This is a genomic window from Kitasatospora sp. NPDC015120, from assembly GCF_043080305.1.
GTDB lineage: Bacteria > Actinomycetota > Actinomycetes > Streptomycetales > Streptomycetaceae > Kitasatospora.
Genome location: NZ_JBIBVJ010000021.1, coordinates 73,278 through 90,396, shown reverse-complemented (window position 1 = coordinate 90,396; position 17,119 = coordinate 73,278). Strand labels below are relative to the sequence as shown.

Below are 17,119 nucleotides of genomic sequence, written 5' to 3'. Positions count from 1 at the left end.
CCCCGTCCGGGCGGGGCGGACCCGTGGTGTCCGAAAGGGCAGGATTCCGCCACCGGTGCAACCGCCGCGGTGCCCGACGGAGTCGGGACCGGCATGGACTCCGAAACCGCGCACCACGAGCCGCCCCCGCACCGGATCGACCGCCGCCGCCTGCTGCTGAGCGCCGCGGCCGGGCTGGGCGCGCTCGCGGTGCCGGCCGGGGCCCGCTGGTGGGCCGTCCGGGACAACGCGCGCGGCCCCCGGATCTGGGACGCGGCGTCCGGCGGGCGGGTCGTCCCGTCGGCCGACCCCCGGGGGAACGTCCACGTGGCGGGGTACGACGGCGGCGTCCGGGCCCTCGACCCGCGCACCGGCGCCGTCCGCTGGGCCACGGCGGTCGGCCCGGCGGACGCCGCCGCGCACCGGGGCGGCTGGCCGCTGGCCGAGGGCGGCGGGGTGGTGTGCGTGTACTCCGCGACCGGGGTGCGGGCCCTCGACGCCGCATCGGGGGAACCGCGCTGGGAGACCGCCGTGGCGGACGCGAGGGAGGCCCCGGCGCCGCCGGGCGTCGCCGTGGCGGGCGACAGCGTGATCGTCGTCGACGGAGCGACGCTGCGTTCCTTCGACGCGGCCACCGGACGGGCGCTCTGGAGCGGCCCGCCGACGGTCTCCGGCACCCCGCTCGTGGCCGGGGACACCGTGTACGTCCCCGGCCGGTCCGCGGGGCTGCTCGCGTTCGACCTCCGCACGGGTGAGCAGCGGTGGGAGCAGGGCGACATCGACGCCGTCCTGGACCCGCCCGCCGTCCACGGCGGCCTCGTGCACGTCGTGGACACCGGCCGGAGCGGCGGGACCGGCGCGCGTTCGGCGGCGCTCGCCCTGGAGGCGGCCACCGGGCGGGTGCTCTGGAAGCGGACGCAGCTGCGCGGCCCGGTCGGTCCGGTGGCCGCGGGCGGGACGGTCTGCCTGCTCAGCGGGCAGCAGCTGCTCGCCCTGGACGCGGCGACGGGCGACGAGCGGTGGACGGCCGCCGTGCCGCCGGGCGCGGGGCGGGGGACGAGCTCGCTGACGGCCGCCCAGGGAGCGGTGTACGTCGGGACGAACGACGACCGCCTCTTCGCGCACGACCTGAGGACGGGCGGACTGCGGTGGCAGGACGAGCCGGAGCGGCTCCGGGCCGGCACCGAGTTCACCTGGGTCTCGCTCGCCGTGGCCGGATCCACCGTCTACCGGGGCAGCCGCACCGGCCTCCGCGCCTTCACCGCGCTCGCCCCGGCCTGAGCCCGGGTCCGGGCCCGAGTCCGGGCCCGAGTCCGCGTCCGGGACGGCCCCGGCTCTCCGGCCCCCTGGCCCCCGCGTCCCTACCGGCGCGGGGGATCGATCCGGGTGCGGGCCGGGGCGAGGAGCCGGTTGAGCAGCTCGGCGCCCTCGGCGGTGTCCAGGGCGACCGGCGCGGTGCCGGCCGGCTTGACCAGGGTGGTGGCGGCGTCGCGTTCGTAGAGGATGCAGGCGCTGCTCCCGAGGTCCCGCTTGGACGGCCAGCGCAGGCCGGCCGCCCACGGCGCCTGGCCGCGGATCCAGGCCGCCCAGCGGCGGGTGCGCGGGTAGGCCTCGGGGGTGGAGTGGATCAGCCACTCGTCCTGGTGGACGGCGGCGAGCTGGTCGAGCGTCATCAGGGCGACCAGCGGGATGTCGCACGTGGTCTCGATCCGCGACAGCACCCGGCCCCGCACCGAGGCGCGCCGGATCCGCCGCCAGCCGCGCTCGTCGAACGGCACGCCGCGGACCAGCGTCTCCATCACCGCCGTGCGCTCCGAGAACCCGGCGTACAGGTACGGCAGGTGGGTGCCGTCGCCCTCGTAGGAGCAGAACCGGCCGCCCTCGTAGTGGGAGTCCGACGGGTTCGGGTTGAACGAGGTGGCCGGGTACGCGGCGGAGTGCACCCGGTGCAGCACGGTGCCGGCGGGCAGCACCTCGCGGAACGGGGTGGCGCGCACGGCCGGGCCGGGGACCTTCACGTCGGGCATGCCGTCACCACTCCGCGATCTCGGCGCGGGCGGCGGCGAGCAGGGCGTGCTCGCCGGTGGTGCCCAGGAGGCGGGCGGGGACGGCGTCCAGCCAGGCGTTGGTGCCCAGCCACCAGTCGGCCACGCCCCACGGGTCGTCGTCGGCGTCGAGCAGGCGGTTGACGGCGACCACGACGGGCAGCGGGTGGCCGGAGACGTCGTCGAACTGGAACGCCGGGAGCCGGACGGCGCCCTGGCGGTCGGTCAGCCGGATGAGGCCGGGGTCGGCGGGGTCGTGCCCGCCGGCGCGGTAGTCGGCGGCGCTGACGGAGTCCGCGGCGAGCAGCCAGTCGTCGGCGTCGTCCGGCGGCGAGAGGTCGTCCGGGGGCGGGGCCCCGTCCGGAGGTGAGACCTCGTCCGCCGGTGCGGTGGACCGGAGCAGGCTCGCGATGCCGGACCGGATCGTGATCCCGTCGAGGCCGCCGGCCTCGGCGATCCGCCCCTCGTCGCCGCCCCGGGCGTAGCGCACGGAGTCGTCGAACAGCTCCCGTACCGGGTGCCCGTCCGGCAGCGCGGCGAGCATCAGCCGCTGGATCTTGCGCGCGAGGCGCTCCGGATCGCCGGTCCGGTCCTCGGCGAGCGCCCGGAGCCGGTCGCGGGAGGACTCGTCGAGGAGCGCCCAGATCTCGGCCCAGTGCGTGCGCAGCGCGGCCAGCAACTCGTCCGGCACCATCGTCCCTCACCCCCGCCCGATCCGGTCCCGCCGCCTCGCCCGAACGCGCCGGCCGTGCGCCAGGGTAGCGCGTCGGAGCGCTCCGTGGGCCGTGATCTCGGATTCGCAAAGGTGGGACGGTGGTGGCCGGATCTGCGGCATGATGGTGGTTCAGCAGCACCTCGGGGGCGGTGCCGGAGCGCACGCGGTCGTCTGTCGTGTGCCGTCACTCACGACCCGCACCGGTCCTCGGCGGCGCGTGCGCAGGGGCCCGGGCCGGTGGCAGGCGCCCCGGTCCGCGCCGCAGGTCACGACTCGCGCTCGGAAGGCGGCCGGTGAGCAGTTCCGCGGGATACGGGTGGTCCTACGTCGACCAGGAGGCCGAGCGCCGCCGCCGGTTGCGGGCCCGGCTGGCCGCCGAGGCCCAGCGTGCCGAGAACCTCCGGCGGGCCGAGGAGCGGCGGGCGGAGCTGCGGGCCCGGCTCGGCGAGCTGGGCGAGCAGGCGCAGGGGCTGCGCGGCGAGGCCAGGCAGTTGCGGCGCGCCTACCGCACGGCCCGGGTGACCGTGGAGACGGTCACCGTCGGGGCGGGGGCGGACGAGGCCGAGTTGGCGCGGGCGGTCGAGCGGGCGCGGGCGGCCAACGCCCGGGCGGCGCAGGAGCTCGCGGAGGCGGTGCAGGACGTCTGGTCGGCGGTGCTGCCGGAGGCCGTCGCCGAGCCGGAACGCCGCCCGCGCCCGGCGGCCCGCTCGGACCGGCGCGCCGCCGCGGCCGCCGCGACTCAGGCCGCCGCCGAGGCCGCCGAGGCCGCCGCCCTTGAGCGGGCCGAACGGACCGGACGGGTCCGGGCCGGCGCCCTCGTCGAGGCGCAGGCGGTCCTCGACCGCGACGTGCCCCGCTGCGACCCGGCCGACCTCGAACAGGTCGCGGGCCTGGTGCGCGCGCTGAAGGCCGCCGGCACCGTGTCCGAGGTGCGCACGACGCTCACCGACCTCGCCGCGCTCGTCCAGCACTCGGTGCAGCGCCGCGCCCGCGAGGAGGAGCGCGCCGAACTGCGCGCCGCCCTGGTGGAACTGGCCCAGGACGCAGAGCCGGCCGACCGGGACCGGCTGGTCGCGGAGCTCGCCGGCGCCGAGGACCCGGCGTACCTGCGGCCCGCCGTGGAGGCGGCCGTGGCCCGCGCCGACGCGCGCCGCAACCGGGCGCCGGTGGCGGCGGCGCTCGCCGAGGTGCTGCGCGACCGGGACTACCAGGTGGGCGACGGCTTCGCGGACCTCCTCGCCGAGGAGGGCGAGGTGGTGGTGCCGTTCGGCGACCCGGACCCCGGGCGGGCGGCGGCAGCCGGTGCGGGGGCGGCGGACGGCGAGCCGCCCGCCGCCGGCTACGGGCTGCGGCTGGTGCTCTCGCCGGACCGGGCGACCCTGTCCACGGCGGTGGTCCGGCGCGACGACACCGGGACCGGCGAGAACGGGCGGAGCGCCGGCCACGCGGAGGGCGAGGAGCAGGACGAGGCCGTTCAACGGTGGTTCTGCGACGAGCAGTTGCCCGCGATCGAGGACGGCGTGCGGCAGCGGGGCGTGCGGCTGGAGCGGACGTCCGCGATGCCGCCGGGCGCGCTGGCGGCCGGGCTCGCCCCGGGCGGGTGGTGGCCGCAGCCGCCGTCCGAGGCCGCCCCGCCGCGCCGCCGCAGGAAGCCGGGTGCCGGCGCCCGGAACGAGTCGCCCGCCGTCCGCACCACCCCGCAGGAGCGTCACCGTGACCGCTGAGCCCCCGCCACCGCCGTCCGAGCCCCCGTCCGCCGGCCGTACGGACGCCGCGGACGCCGCGGACGCCGCAGACGCCGCGGACGCCGCGGACCTGCGCAAGGACACCGCCGTCCCGCCGCCGGGCGGGAACGGCTCCGGTCCGGCCACGCCCAGTTGGATCCGCGAGCTGGACATGGCGCTCACCGTCTACCCGCAGGTGCTGCTCACCGGCAACGTCCGCGACCAGTACCTGCTGCCCGACGACCACGCCGCCGGCAGCAGCGAGACCCTCGCGCCGTACAGCCTCGGCGGGGTCATCGAGTCGATGTGCGCGGCCCGCGGCTACGGCGCGATCGCCTTCGTCGACCAGGTCAACGACTGCATCGCCCTGCTGCGGCTGAGCGCCACCCCGGAGCAGATCCCCCAGGTGATCCGGGACTTCGTCGAGCGCGACGAGCGGTGGCGCCGCGGCGGCGGCCAGGGGCCGGAGGGCTCCGACGAGGACGACGACGAGCCGGACATGGTGGACCGCCTGCGCGACGCGATGGTCGGCGTCGTCCAGCACCCCGGGCCGCCGATCGCGCTGGTCGTCCCGTACGCCGGCCGGATCGGCTCGCCGCAGGCGCCCGCCGCCGGGGAGGTCGCCCGGCTCTTCGCCGCCGCCGAGGAATTGGGCCACACCGCCCGCCCGGTGCAGGGCACCAGCGCGGTCACGCCGTACAACACGGTGTTCTGGGTGGTGGAACGGCAGGAGGAGCTGCCGAGGGAGTTCGCGGTCGGCAGCCGCGCCCTGCGGGTGATCAACGTCCCGCAGCCGCCGCACGATCAGCGGCTGGCCGCCGCCCGGCACGTGGTCGGCGGGCTCGCCCGCTACCAGGCGGCGACCGGCGGGCCGTCCCTGACCGGCGAGGAGACCGCGCTGGCGGCCAGGGCGCTCGCCGACTCCTCGCACGGGATGGGCAGTTCGGAGGTCATGGCGATCGGCCGGATGGCCCTGGACCGTAACCTCCCCGTGCAGCGGCTCGACGAGGCCGCCCGGCTGTACCGGATCGGCGTGCTCGACAACCCGTGGGCGACCTCCGCGCTGCGCGAACGCATCGCCGGCGGCGAGGAGTTCCTCAACAGCAAGGTGATCGGGCAGCCGCACGCCGTCCGCCGCACGCTGGAGATCTTCATGCGCTCGGCGGCCGGGCTCAACGGCGCCCAGGCGTCCAGCTCGCCCAGCCGGCCGCGCGGCACGCTCTTCCTCTCCGGCCCGACCGGGGTCGGGAAGACCGAACTCGCCAAGGGTGTCGCGGAGATGATCCTCGGCAAGGACGCCCGGCCGATCCGCTTCGACATGAGCGAGTTCGCCGAGGAGCACGCCCGGGACCGCCTGATCGGCGCCCCACCCGGGTTCGTCGGCCACGACGCGGGCGGCGAACTCACCAACGCCGTCCGGGCGAACCCGATGAGCGTGCTGCTCTTCGACGAGATCGACAAGGCGAACCCGCGGCTGTTCGACCTCTTCCTGCAGATCCTGGAGGACGGCCGGCTCACCGACGGACGAGGCGCCACCGTCTACTTCACCGAGTGCGTGCTGGTCTTCACCTCCAACCTCGGCGTCAAGGCCGTCATGGTGGAGGACCCGGCGACGGGCAGGACCGGCAACACGGCCGACGGGGCCGGAGGGGCCGGAGGGGCCGGCGAGGAGTCCGGCCGGGAGGCGGTGGACGGGGCCGGGGCGGGCGGGACCGGCGCAGGAGGCACGGGCGCGACCGCGCCGCGCACCACCAAACGGGAGTTCAACCGGCACGACGATCCGATGCTGGTCCGTCAAGGACTGCGCGAGGCCTTCGACACCTTCTTCAACGATCAGATCAAACGACCCGAGCTGCGCAACCGCTTCGGCGACAACTTCATCCCGATGGACTTCATGCAGGAGAAGTGGGTGCCGCAGATCCTCGACAAGGCGATCGCCTCGGTGGCGGCCCGCGTCCAGGAGGTCCACGGCGCCGCGCTCACCCTCTCCGACGACGCCTGGGAGGTGCTGCGGGTCGAGGCCACCCGGCGGCTCGACCACGGTGGCCGCGGTGTGCTGACCGCCGTCGAGTCGGCGCTGGTCAACCCGCTCGCCAAGGAGGTCTTCCGGAGCCCGCCCCGGCGCGGCGAGCGCATCGAGGTGGTCGCCGTCGAGGGGGACGAGGACGGCGAGGGCTACCGTCTGGAGGTCGAACGGTGGCCGGGCTGAGCGCCGAGCGGGCCGTCGCCGCGTCCGCGGCCGCGTCCGAGCCGGAGTCCGCGCCGGAGTCCGAGCCGGAGTCCGCTCCTGCTCCCGCCCCCGCGTCCGTCGGCGCGCCGGTTGCCCGGGTCGCCCAGGTCTCCCGGCCGGTGACCGCGCTCGGCCCCGGCCGTCGGCTCGGCGTCTGGTTCCAGGGGTGCACCCTGGCCTGCCCCGGCTGCATGTCGCGGCACACCTGGAGCCCCACCGGCGGGCGCGAGTTGACGGTCGAACGGTTCGCCGCGCTGTGGCGGTCCGCGCTCGCCGACGGCCTCGACGGGCTCACCGTCAGCGGCGGCGAGCCCCTGGAGCAGCCCGCCGCCCTCGCCGCGCTGCTCGCCGCCGCCGACGCGGAACGCCGCCTGGCCGGTGCCACGGCCGACCTGCTGGTGTACACCGGCTGGGAGCCGGCGGAACTGGCCGCCGACCCGGCCGCCGCAGCCGCCCTGGACGGCGCGGACGCGGTGATCACCGGCCGCTACCGGGCCGGGCAGCCCACCCGGCTCGTCTGGCGGGGCTCGGCCAACCAGCGGCTGGTCACCCGCACGGCGCTCGGCCGCGAGCGGTACGCGCCCTACCTGGACCACCGGCCGGAGCGGCCCGAACTCCAGGTCCGGGTGAGCGAGGGCGAGGTCCGGGTGATCGGGGTGCCGCGCCCCGGGGACCTGGGCCGGATCGAACGCGACCTGCTCCGGCGCGGCGTGACCCTTCGGGAGACCTCGTGGCGACCGTGATCTACCGCTGCCCGGTGGGGGCTCCGGGGGAGTGTCCGACCTCCGCCACCCGGGGGTACTGCCAGGTGCACATGTTCCAGCAGCTGGAACGGTACGACCCGGCTGCGGACGTCCCGCCGCCTCCGCCCGCTCCGCCGTCCACTCATGTGCCACCGGATCCGGAACCGGAACCGGCGCCGGGGCCCGCGCCGTCCGCTGTCGTCACGAAGCCCGCGCCCGCGCCCGCTGCCGCGCCCGTCGCCGAGCCCGCGACCCGGCCCGCGCAGCGCCGTCCGGCCCGGCCGCCGGTGGTCCGGCTGGCCCTGGTGATCGCCGGGGCCATGCTGCCCGTCCGCGAGGAACACCGGCGCGGGGGCGGCGGACTGGCCGTCGGCCGCGACGAACCCGACTGCGCGGCCGTCCCCGGCCTGGCCGCCCTCGACCAGATCTCCCGGCACCACGCCCGGCTGCGCTGGATCGACGGCGCGCTGTACGTCGAGGACCAGGGCTCGACCAACGGCACGTTCGTCGACGGCCTCCGTATCACCGCCCCGACCCGGATCGGACCGGGACAGCGGCTGCGGTTCGCGAGGGACGTGGACGCCCAGCTGATCGAGATCGACGAGTTCGGCGCACCCCGGTGAGCCGGGCCCGCGAGGAGGAGAACGGCGCGATGGCCGACACACCGCCGGAACCGAGCCCGCCCACCCGCAAGCAGGGCCGCGGGAAGGGCACTTCGGGAGACGCCGGACCCCCTGCCGAGAGCCCGCGCACCCGCGTCCAGCGTGACCAGGGCGCCGGGAACGGCAGGGCCGCCGGCGCGGGGAGCCCGCGCACCCGCGTCCAGCGCGAGCGCCCGCAACCCGGCGACGGCGGCGCCGTCCCGGGCCCGCGCACCCGCGTCCAGCGCCCCGCCGACCCGCCCGCGCCGACCGCGGAGCAGCCCGCCACCCCGGCCGCCGGCCCGCTCTCCGAACCGCCCGCCGACCCGGCCGGTGCCTTCCCCGCGGCGCTCGCCGACCGCTACACCCCCGTCGGCCCCGTCGGCTCCGGCAGCGAGGGGACCGTCTGGCACGTCCGCCGCACCGACGGCGGCGGCGACGCGGCCGTGAAGGTCGGCAACCCCGGCGTGCGGGCGGACACCGAACTCCTCGCCCACCTCGCCGGGGACCCCGCCTTCCGCCGGCACGTCCCCGAGATCCTCGGCCACGGCCGGGTCGAGCACGCGGGCGCGCTCTGCGACTGGATGGCGATGGAGTACCTTCCCGTCACCCTCGCCGACCACATCGCGGAGCTGCGCGACCGGCGCCGCCTGGACCGGCCCGGCGAGAGCGAACGGATCATCCGCGAGCTGGTCGACCTGCTGGCGTTCTGGCAGACCACGATCGCGCGCAATCCGGTCGACTTCAAACCCGCCAACATCCTGGTCCGCCCGGCGGGGAAGGGCGGCCGCTCCGCCGCGCAGTTCGTGGTCGCCGACTTCGGCGGCGTCGCCAAGCTGACCGCCAGCCGCCGCTTCTCCACCGACATGCAGGTCACCGTCGCCTACATGGCGCCGGAGCAGCTCGCCGGCCACAACCACCCGGCCGGGCCGTGGTGGGCGCTCGGCACCATCCTCTACGAGGTGTTCACCGGCGCCGGCCGCTACCGGCGGGCGGACGGCGGGCTGATCAGCGACGAGGCGCTGCAGATCCGGCTGGTGATGGACGCCGAGGTGGACGTCTCCGCGGTCGCCGACGAGCGCCGCCGGCTGCTGCTCCAGGGGCTGTTCACCAAGGACCCGGCCGACCGCTGGACGGCGGAGCAGGTCCGTACGTGGCTGGGCGGCGGCAGCCCGGAGGTGGTGCGCAGCCGGGTCGACCCGCCGGCGCCCGAGCCCGCCCCGACCGGGCCCGCACACCGGCCGATCGCCTTCCGCGGCCAGGACTTCCACGACCCGGCGGCGCTCGCCGGGGCGATGCTCGGGCGGTCGGCGGACGCGGCGGCCTGGCTGGTCAGCGGCGGCGCGCGGCGGCTGCGCGACTGGCTGCGGGACGAGGTCAAGGACACCGTCCTCGATCTGCACTACCTCAAGGACGTCGAACGCGGCACGCCGGCCGAGAAGTCGGCGGCGGCCTCCCGGGCGGTGCTGGCGCTCGGCGCGGCGTTCACGCCGGAGGCCGTCCCGTACGTGCGGGACCGCCGGGTGGACGCGGCCGGGCTGGCGGCGCTGGCGGGGGAGCCGGACGGCCCGGCGTTCGTCGACGAGCTGGTCGCCGCCGGGCTGCCCGGGCTCGCCGCCCGCTTCGAGTGCGGGCACCCCGCCTGCCCCGAGCGGGCCTGCGACCGGCTGCTCGGACTCACCCGGCTCGCGGCCGTGCTGACCGCGGTCGAGCGCGAGGCCCGCGCCCTCGGCGGTCGCGGCGACGGCAACGGTGACGGCCGGCTCAGCGCGAACGAGCGCAGGACCGCCCGGCGTTGGGCGCTGCTGCTCACCGTCCAGCCGGAGCAGCAGCGGCGCGTCGTCGTCGGGCGGATCTCCGCGCTGCCGGGCCCGCTGGCCGCGCTGCCCGCGCCCCTCCACACGGCGGTCTCCGCGGTCGGGGGAGGTGTGGGCGCGGTGGCGGCGCGGGTGCGCGGCGGCGGGCGCCGCGGGGGTGCGCGCGAACGGTTCCGCCGGAACTGGTCCGACCTGAGCCGCCGGGCGTTCGCCGCCGACCCGGCCACGGCCGAGGGCCGGGGCGTGCTCGCCGCGGCGGCCGTGCTGCAGGTCCGCAGCGTGCGGGCGGGCGGCGCGCGGCGCGGGCGCAACCGGGGGGAGTGGAAGGCGGATGCGCGCGCCTGGTGGGGCGGCGCACGCAGCGCGTTGCCCCGGCGTGCGGTGGCGTCCGTGCTGCTGTTCCTCTCGCTCGGCCTCACGCTCTGGTCCGGGACCGTCTGGCGGTACGCCGTCGAGTTCGGCACGGGCGCGCAGGTGCTGCCCGGCGGCCCGTTCGGCGGACCGCTGCGGACCGCCGGCGAGGCCGCGGCGCGGGCGACGGCCGGCCAGCTCGGCGCGGCGCTGGCCGCGGCCGTGGCGGTGGTCGCCTTCCCGGCCCGGGTCGGGCGGCGGATGCTGTTCCTCGCCGTCGCGGCCTCCTTCACCATCGGATACCTGAGCCTCGGGCCACCGATGACGGTGCTGAAGCCGCCGCAGGCGGTGGTCGACCGGGTGGTCATGTTCGAGGGCGGCCTCGGGAGCTGGGCGGGCGTCGGTGCGGTCGGGGCGGTCGTGCTCGCGCTGTTCCTCAACGGCCGCTCCGTGCGCTGGCTGCTCACGCCCGCCCACGCGGCCTCGGAACGGGCGGCGGGCGACCGCCGCCGCCTCGCCGCCCGCCGCCGCGGCACCCGTGCGGCCGGGACCGCCGGCCTGCGCGACCGGCTGCTGTTCGGCCTCGGCGGGACGCTCGTGCTGACCGCGCTGCTGTGGGCGTCGGTCGAGATCCGGCTCGCCGTCGTCGACCGGGACCGCCACCCCACCCCGGAGTCCTGGGGCACCGGCCGGACCGGCGCCGCCTACCAGGCCGACTACGTGCTGCTGCTGGCCTTCGTCGCCTTCCTCGCGGCCTGCGCCACCCCCCGCGCGGCCCGCCGCATCCTGGCCGCCGCGGCGCTCGGCACGGCCGCCCTCGGCGCCTGGCCGCCACCCCTCGGCCCCCTGGAAGCCCTCCGCATCCCCGTCCTGGCCCCCTGGTTCCGTGACCTCGCCGCCCTCTGGGGCCACTCCGCCTTCTGGGCCGCCCTCCTGATCATGCTCCCCCTCGCCGCCTACCTCACCCTCTGGACCACCCGCCACCTCCCCACCCCCTGACCCCCCCACCACCGGCAGCGCGCAGACCCCGCCCCGGTCCCACTCCATCCCCCCAGATCCCGCCCCCACCCCCCCGCTCCACTTCCCACCGTGCCCCGCTCGCCATGGAACGTGCCGCCGGATTGAGAAGTCGGCCCGCCCGACTTCCTGCGCCGCCTCCACGGCGGTTGCCGGAGGATGGGCGCCCGAGGCCCGGGTGAATCTATGCGCATAGATCCGCCTCGACGGGTCGGACTCGGATTTGAAAGTCGGCCTGCCCGACTTCCTGCTCCAGCCCCCGGGTCCCCTTGGCTCCACCCCGCCCAACCCCACCGCTGCGCATGCGGATGGGAAGCCGCTCCACTGCCCACCGCGCCCCGCTCGCCCTGGGACGTGTCGCTGGATTGAGAAGTCGACCCGCCCGACTTCCTGCGCCGCATCCACCGGCGGTTGCCGGAGGATGGGCGCCTGTATGGAGGCCCGCGCGAATCTATGCGCGTAGACTTGCCTTGGCGGGTCGCGGCTTGGATTTGAAAGTCGGCCTGCCCGACTTCCAGTTCCTCCTCCATCGGCGATTGCCAGGAGAAGCTCCCGCCTCTCGCCAGTCTGTGCGCGTAGATTCCATTGGGGCGGCGGGGCACCGGATAGGAAGTCGACCTCGCCGACTTCCTGCTCTGCCTTCATTGGTGGCTGCTGGGGGTGAGTGGCTGGACGGAGGCGCTCACGAATCTATGCGCATAGATCCTGTCGGATGGATTGGGAAGTTGGCCCGTCCGACTTCCAGCTCCGCCGTCGGCGCTTCGCAGGGGTGGGTGTCGGGGTGTGCTGGTGGATTGAAAAGTCGGCCTGCCCGACTTTCTGCTCCGCTAGGCGTCGGCGGTGTTGCCGGTATTCTCCGGCGCGAGGAATCTATGCGCGTAGATTTCGCGGCGGGTCGGAGTGGGAAGTCGGGCAGGCCGACTTCCCACTCCGCGGGTGGGGTGCTGGCTTCAGGTGGGGCGGAGGGCGGTGAGGAGGATGTCCAGGACGTGGCTGCGGGCGGTGGGGTCGGGGCCGAGTTGTTCGAGGGCGGCGTTGGCGCCGACGAGGAGGGCGAGGAGTTCGGGGAGGGTCAGTTCGGGGCGGGCGGTGCCGGCCTGCTGGGCGCGGTGGAGGACATCGGCGAGCAGGTTGCGGACGGCCGTCGAGGAGGGGTGGAGGGAGGTGCGGATGTCCACTCCGGCGGCGGCGAGGGCCTGGGCGAAGGCGTTCTTGCCCGCGGACTGCTCGGCGATCAGGCGGAAGCAGGCGAACAGGGCGTCGGCGGGTGCGGACTCCGCCGCCACCCGCGCCGCGCTCGCCGCGATCGTCTCCAGCCGGCGCACCATCACCGCCTCCAGCAGCGCCTCCTTCGTGGGGAAGTGCCGGAACAGCGTGCCGACGCCGACGCCGGCGGCGCGGGCGATCTCCTCGGTGGGCACACCGACGCCCCGGGTGGCGAACACCTCGGTGGCGGTGTCCAGCAGCCTGGCCCGGTTGCGGGCCGCGTCCGCCCGGAGCGGGCGGTCCTGAGTGCTGCTCAACTCTTCAACTCCCCTTCCCTGTCGACGGAATCGACGGGCACCTGCCCCCTGGACAAGCGGAGCGGCCGGTCCGTATGGTCGTGATGGAGCTAAACGGAGTCGCTGGTCCGGTTCTGGCGGCGCACATCATTCCGGGGGTTGATCATGTCCGAAACGCGGTCGCCGCGCGAGGTCTCGCACGCGCTGCTCGACGCCATCACGGGTGGACGGTTCGCCGAACTGGACCGGCTCTACGCCGAGGACGCCGTGGTGGAGATGGTGTTCGAGCCGGTCGGCCCGCGCCGGGTGGAGGGGCGGGCGGCGCTGCGCGAACGATTCCTCGCGCTCGCCGAGCGCACGCCGCTGGAGCTGGACGCCCGCAACGTCGTGGTCCGCGCCACCGACGACCCCGAAGTCATCGTCACCGAGTGGGACTACCGCGCCCGCAACCGCGCCACCGGCCGGGAGGAGACCGTCGCCAACCTCCAGGTGCTGCGGGTGCGCGACGGCCTCATCGTGCACAGCCGCGACTTCCACGATCACCGCGCCCTCACCCGGCTCCTCGGCACCGTGCCGGAGTAGCCGGCGGCGGCAGCCGCTCAGCGCGCGAGGATCCGGCGGAGCCAGCGGAGCCGCGCGTCCCGGGCGTCGCGGCTGAGCGCCGCGCCGGGTGCGATGGTGTCGAAGCCGTGGAACGCGCCCGGCCAGACGTGCAGTTCCGCCTCACCGCCGGCCCGCCACAGGGCGTCGGCGTACGCCACGGCCTCGTCGCGGAAGGTCTCGGCCGAGCCCACCTCGACGTAGGCGGGAGGCAGGCCCGACAGGTCGGTGGCCCGCGCCGGGGCCGCGTACGGCGGCAGGCCGACGGTGCCCCGGCGCTCGCCGAGCGCGGCCTGCCAGGCGGTCGCGTTGGACGTCCGGTCCCAGGTGTCGTGGCCGGCCAACTGGTGGGCGGAGAAGCTGTCGTTGCGGTCGTCGAGCATCGGGGACAGCAGCAGCTGGCCGGCCGGGACGGGCCCGCCGCGGTCCCGGACCAGCAGGGCGAGCGCCGCCGCGAGACCGCCGCCCGCGCTCTTGCCCCCGACGACGACGCGCCCGGCGTCGATGCCCAGCCGCTTCGCGTGCCCGATCGTCCACCGGAGCCCGGCAAGGGAGTCCTCCACCGCGGCCGGGTACGGTGCTGCCGGGGCCCGCCGGTACGCCACGGAGACCACGGCGATGCCCAGCGGTTCGGCCAACTCCCGCAGCAGCCGCGGGAGTACGGACCAGGCGTTGCCGCCGACCAGCCCTCCGCCGTGCAGGTAGTAGAGCAACGGCAACGGCCCGTCCGACCCGGCGGGCCGCGCGCCCACCAGCCGCACGCCCTCCGCATCCAGCTCGGCGACCTCGAAGCGCCCGCCGTCCCGCAGCGCCTCCACGGTGGGCCTGGGGCGGGCCGCGGCGTCCCGCTCCTGCCAGGCGGCGAGGCCCTCCGGGGTGATCGGCGCCCGCGCGCCCTCGCCCAACGCCGCCAGCGCCGCGGCCAGTTCCGGATCGAACGGCGGGGGAGCCGCCGTCGCACCGAGGCCCCCTGCACCGTGGTCCCCGTCCCCCATCAACGCCCCCTCTCCCGTCCGGACCGCCCCGACGGCACCCCGGTCCGCCCAGCCTGCCAGGCGGCGCCCGGCGGCACGGCACCGGCGTGCGACGTCGGACCGGCCGACGTCCCACGCCCGGCCGATCAGACTGCCGGCTCGGAATTCCGGGACGTGATGTCGGTGTTGAGCGCCACCGCCGGGGTCGCGCACTCCTGCGGCAGGCGGATGGTGAGGCCCTCGCAGCCGGCCAGCGAGCCGTTGTGGCCGATCCGCCCGGTGATGTCGAAGAACCCGAGGCCGTACCCCGCGCCGGGGACGCTGGTGGGCCGGACGTTTAGGTGCTCCAGGTCCTCCGCCCAGTGCCGCAGGTCCCGCGGGTCGGAGACCGGCGCACCCGCCGCCCGGGCCCACAACGGGTTCCGGTGCGTGGAACCGGCGACGGTGCCGGTGCGCGTACGGCTCGGGCCGGTCGGTGCCCTGCGGGAACGGGGTGTGCCGCAGGCCGCTGGGTCCGCTGATCCGGTCGTGGACGAAATCCTCCAGGCCGCTCACCCGCTCACCCGCTCACCCACTCACCCGCTCGACCAGCAGGCCGAGCAGGACGCCGCTGGTCGGCGGGCCGTGCGTCCGATGCGCGGGCCGGGTGGAAGAGTTGCTGCTCCATCCGATCGGCCCCGCAGCGCGTCAGCCGGCCGCCGGGTGCTTCGCGCGATGGCGGCGGACGGCGTCCCGGTTGGCGCAGCGCGGGGAGCAGTAGCGGCGGCGCCCGGTGCGGGAGGTGTCGGCGAACACCGTGGCGCACTCCTCGACGGCGCACCGGCCCAGCCGCCGCATCCCGCGGCCCACCAGGTGCAGCGCGGTGCCGGTCGCGACCAGCGCGAACAGCAGGTCGCCGAGCGGGAGGTCGTCCTCGCGGTAGTGCAGGTGCCAGCCGTCGCCCGCGTGGTCGGTCACCCGGGGGTGGGCGGTGCCGGCGGCGAGCATCAGATTGAGCCGGGCCGCGCGCTCGCGCTCGTCCGCCGCGTCGACCACGGCCTCCCAGGCGTCCAGCAGGGCGTGGGTGCGCGTCAGGTCCGCGGGCGTGCCGGGCCCCTCGATCAGCAGACCGGCCGCGCGGCAGCGGGCCACGAGCTCGCCGGGGCTCTCCGGGCGCCGGTTCGCCAGCGCGGCGGCCAGGTGGACGGCGTCCTCGCCGTAAGGGTTGAGGTGCATAGGACCATGACAGCAGCATGGGGCGCCATGAGTCACCACCCCAGTGCCCCGACGGCCCTTGCGGCCGCTCCGACCGCGCCCGGCTACCGCTGGGTGATCCTCGGCACCGCCACCTTCACCCAGGCCGCCGCCTGTTTCTTCGTCCAGGGGATCGGGGCGATGGCCGTCCCGCTGCAGGACGCCCTCGGACTCGATGCGACGCGGCTCGGCCTGCTCCTCTCCGCCTCCCAACTGGCCCCGCTGGTAGGGCTGGTGGTGGCCGGAGAGTTGCTGGACCGGTACGGCGAGCGCTGGGTCGTCGGCCTCGGGGCCGGGGTCGTCGCCACGGCCCTGCTGGCCGGGAGCCTGGCCCCGGGGTACGGCGCGCTGCTCGCCGTCCTGCTGGTGGCCGGCGCGGGCTACAGCACGATCCAGCCCGGCGGCAGCAAGACGGTGGCGGCGTGGTTCGAGCCCGCGCGGAGGGGGTTCGCGATGGGCGTCCGGCAGGCCGGACTGCCGCTGGGCGGGGCACTCGCGGTGGCCGTCCTGCCGCCGCTCGCCACCGCGTACGGCTGGCGGTCGGCGCTGCTGGTCGGCGGGCTGGTCGCGCTGGCGGGGGCCGGCGCGTTCGCCGCGCTCCACCGGCGGCCGCCGCCCGCCATCGCTCGGCCCAACCCTCCGTCCCCCGTGAAGAGTTCACCGACGACCCCGACGGAAGCGGCCGGCTCGCCGGAAGCACCCGGCATGCCCGCCGGTCCCGACGCACCCGTCGTGGAGCGCCTCCGGCTGCTCCGTGAACCCGCCCTGGTCAGAGCGCTGTTGTCGGGTCTGGCCATGGTGTCGGTGCACAGCGGCCTCGGTGTGCTCGGCGCCCTGTACCTGCACGACGCCACCTCGCTCGGCGCGGGCGCGGCGGGCGCCGTGCTGGTGGTGTCCCAACTGGCGGGCATGCTCGGCCGGATCGGCCTAGCGGCGTGGAGCGACCGCAGCCGGGCCGGCCGCTACCGCCCCGTCCTGACGAGCATGGTGGCGGCCGTGGCCGGCCTGCTCGCACTCACCACCCCGCTGGGCCACCACCCGGTCGGCGCCGCCGTCCTGTTCACCTGGCTCGGCTTCTTCGGCATCGGCTGGTACGGCCCGTGGGTCGCCCACCTCGCCGAGGCCGCCCCGCCGGGCCGGACCGGTCTGGCCCTCGGCCTGGTGATGGCCGTCAACCAGGTGGCCGTGGTCCTCGCCCCGCCCGCCCTCGGCCTGCTGCGCGACACCACCCGGGACGGCCCGGCCGGCGGCTACACCCCCGCCTGGACGGCCCTCGCCGCCCTCACGGCCTTGACCGCGGCCCTCACCGCCCGGCGGGGCGGGCCGGCGCGGCGGCGGCCGCCCAGTGCGCGAGGACGCTGAAGTCGGCGGCGGTCAGGCCGGTCCTGGGGTCCACCCGGTGGAGCAGGGCCGGCCCGTCGTGGTGCGCGCGGACCCAGTCCCGGTCCGCCTCGGTGATCAGGTCGTCGACCCAGGCGAACGGACGGCCGCACACCCAACCGCCCGCCTCGACCTCGGGGCGATGTACCTCCGCATTCGCCTTGTGGC

14 protein-coding genes and 1 pseudogene are annotated in these 17,119 nt (G+C 76.6%); 8 read left to right on the top strand and 7 right to left on the bottom strand.

The window, feature by feature from the left end; translation table 11 throughout:
- Positions 1–93: 93 nt before the first annotated feature.
- Positions 94–1,260 (top strand): PQQ-binding-like beta-propeller repeat protein, encoded by a 1,167-nt coding sequence (locus tag ACF1AK_RS30805; RefSeq protein ID WP_391502135.1) that lies wholly within the window; start codon positions 94–96, stop codon positions 1,258–1,260.
- Between the two features lie 80 nt (positions 1,261–1,340).
- Here ACF1AK_RS30805 and ACF1AK_RS30800 read toward each other — a convergent pair whose 3' ends face one another.
- Positions 1,341–2,006, bottom strand: coding sequence for an RES family NAD+ phosphorylase (locus tag ACF1AK_RS30800; RefSeq protein WP_391502134.1), 666 nt, complete (start codon positions 2,004–2,006; stop codon positions 1,341–1,343).
- 4 nt (positions 2,007–2,010) lie between these two features.
- On the bottom strand, positions 2,011–2,718 hold the full coding sequence (locus tag ACF1AK_RS30795) for a hypothetical protein (protein ID WP_391502133.1): 708 nt from the start codon (positions 2,716–2,718) through the stop codon (positions 2,011–2,013).
- A gap of 314 nt (positions 2,719–3,032) precedes the next feature.
- Here ACF1AK_RS30795 and ACF1AK_RS30790 point away from each other — a divergent pair, with 314 nt between their 5' ends.
- Genes ACF1AK_RS30790 through ACF1AK_RS30770 form a run of 5 tightly spaced genes read left to right on the top strand, consistent with a single transcriptional unit; the run spans position 3,033 to position 11,244 of the window.
- Positions 3,033–4,463 carry a hypothetical protein gene (locus ACF1AK_RS30790; protein WP_391502132.1) on the top strand — a complete coding sequence of 477 codons (1,431 nt, stop codon included), beginning with the start codon at positions 3,033–3,035 and terminating at the stop codon, positions 4,461–4,463.
- Complete coding sequence (locus ACF1AK_RS30785; RefSeq protein WP_391502131.1) at positions 4,453–6,672, top strand: AAA family ATPase; 2,220 nt, start codon at positions 4,453–4,455, stop codon at positions 6,670–6,672. Before ACF1AK_RS30790 ends, ACF1AK_RS30785 begins: the two co-directional genes overlap by 11 nt.
- On the top strand, positions 6,660–7,436 hold the full coding sequence (locus ACF1AK_RS30780; RefSeq protein ID WP_391502130.1) for a 4Fe-4S cluster-binding domain-containing protein: 777 nt from the start codon (positions 6,660–6,662) through the stop codon (positions 7,434–7,436). The genes ACF1AK_RS30785 and ACF1AK_RS30780 overlap by 13 nt, the downstream gene beginning before the upstream one ends.
- Positions 7,424–8,059, top strand: a complete 636-nt coding sequence (locus tag ACF1AK_RS30775; protein ID WP_391502129.1) for an FHA domain-containing protein — start codon at positions 7,424–7,426, stop codon at positions 8,057–8,059. The genes ACF1AK_RS30780 and ACF1AK_RS30775 overlap by 13 nt, the downstream gene beginning before the upstream one ends.
- A gap of 29 nt (positions 8,060–8,088) precedes the next feature.
- Complete coding sequence (locus ACF1AK_RS30770; RefSeq protein ID WP_391502128.1) at positions 8,089–11,244, top strand: hypothetical protein; 3,156 nt, start codon at positions 8,089–8,091, stop codon at positions 11,242–11,244.
- Between the two features lie 968 nt (positions 11,245–12,212).
- Here ACF1AK_RS30770 and ACF1AK_RS30765 read toward each other — a convergent pair.
- Positions 12,213–12,785, bottom strand: a complete 573-nt coding sequence (locus ACF1AK_RS30765; RefSeq protein WP_391502127.1) for a TetR/AcrR family transcriptional regulator — start codon at positions 12,783–12,785, stop codon at positions 12,213–12,215.
- 144 nt (positions 12,786–12,929) lie between these two features.
- On the opposite strand from ACF1AK_RS30765, the gene ACF1AK_RS30760 reads away from it, so the two are divergent.
- Positions 12,930–13,346 carry a nuclear transport factor 2 family protein gene (locus ACF1AK_RS30760; protein ID WP_391502126.1) on the top strand — a complete coding sequence of 139 codons (417 nt, stop codon included), beginning with the start codon at positions 12,930–12,932 and terminating at the stop codon, positions 13,344–13,346.
- Between the two features lie 17 nt (positions 13,347–13,363).
- Here ACF1AK_RS30760 and ACF1AK_RS30755 read toward each other — a convergent pair whose 3' ends face one another.
- The 3 genes from ACF1AK_RS30755 to ACF1AK_RS30745 all read right to left on the bottom strand — a co-directional run bounded on the left by ACF1AK_RS30755 (position 13,364) and on the right by ACF1AK_RS30745 (position 15,553).
- Positions 13,364–14,359, bottom strand: a complete 996-nt coding sequence (locus ACF1AK_RS30755) for an alpha/beta hydrolase (protein ID WP_391502125.1) — start codon at positions 14,357–14,359, stop codon at positions 13,364–13,366.
- Positions 14,360–14,484: 125 nt separating this feature from the next.
- Positions 14,485–14,754, bottom strand: coding sequence for a hypothetical protein (locus tag ACF1AK_RS30750; RefSeq protein WP_391502124.1), 270 nt, complete (start codon positions 14,752–14,754; stop codon positions 14,485–14,487).
- A 271-nt stretch (positions 14,755–15,025) separates the two neighbouring features.
- A complete protein-coding gene (locus ACF1AK_RS30745; protein ID WP_391502123.1) occupies positions 15,026–15,553 on the bottom strand; it encodes a CGNR zinc finger domain-containing protein in 528 nt (175 codons plus the stop codon).
- Positions 15,554–15,580: 27 nt separating this feature from the next.
- On the opposite strand from ACF1AK_RS30745, the gene ACF1AK_RS30740 reads away from it, so the two are divergent.
- On the top strand, positions 15,581–16,933 hold the full coding sequence (locus ACF1AK_RS30740) for an MFS transporter (RefSeq protein ID WP_391502122.1): 1,353 nt from the start codon (positions 15,581–15,583) through the stop codon (positions 16,931–16,933).
- On the opposite strand, the pseudogene ACF1AK_RS30735 reads toward ACF1AK_RS30740, so the two are convergent.
- A pseudogene (locus tag ACF1AK_RS30735) lies at positions 16,875–17,069 on the bottom strand (hypothetical protein); the annotation flags it as partial. The gene ACF1AK_RS30740 and the pseudogene ACF1AK_RS30735 sit on opposite strands and share 59 nt — an antisense overlap.
- Between the last annotated feature and the right edge of the window lie 50 nt (positions 17,070–17,119).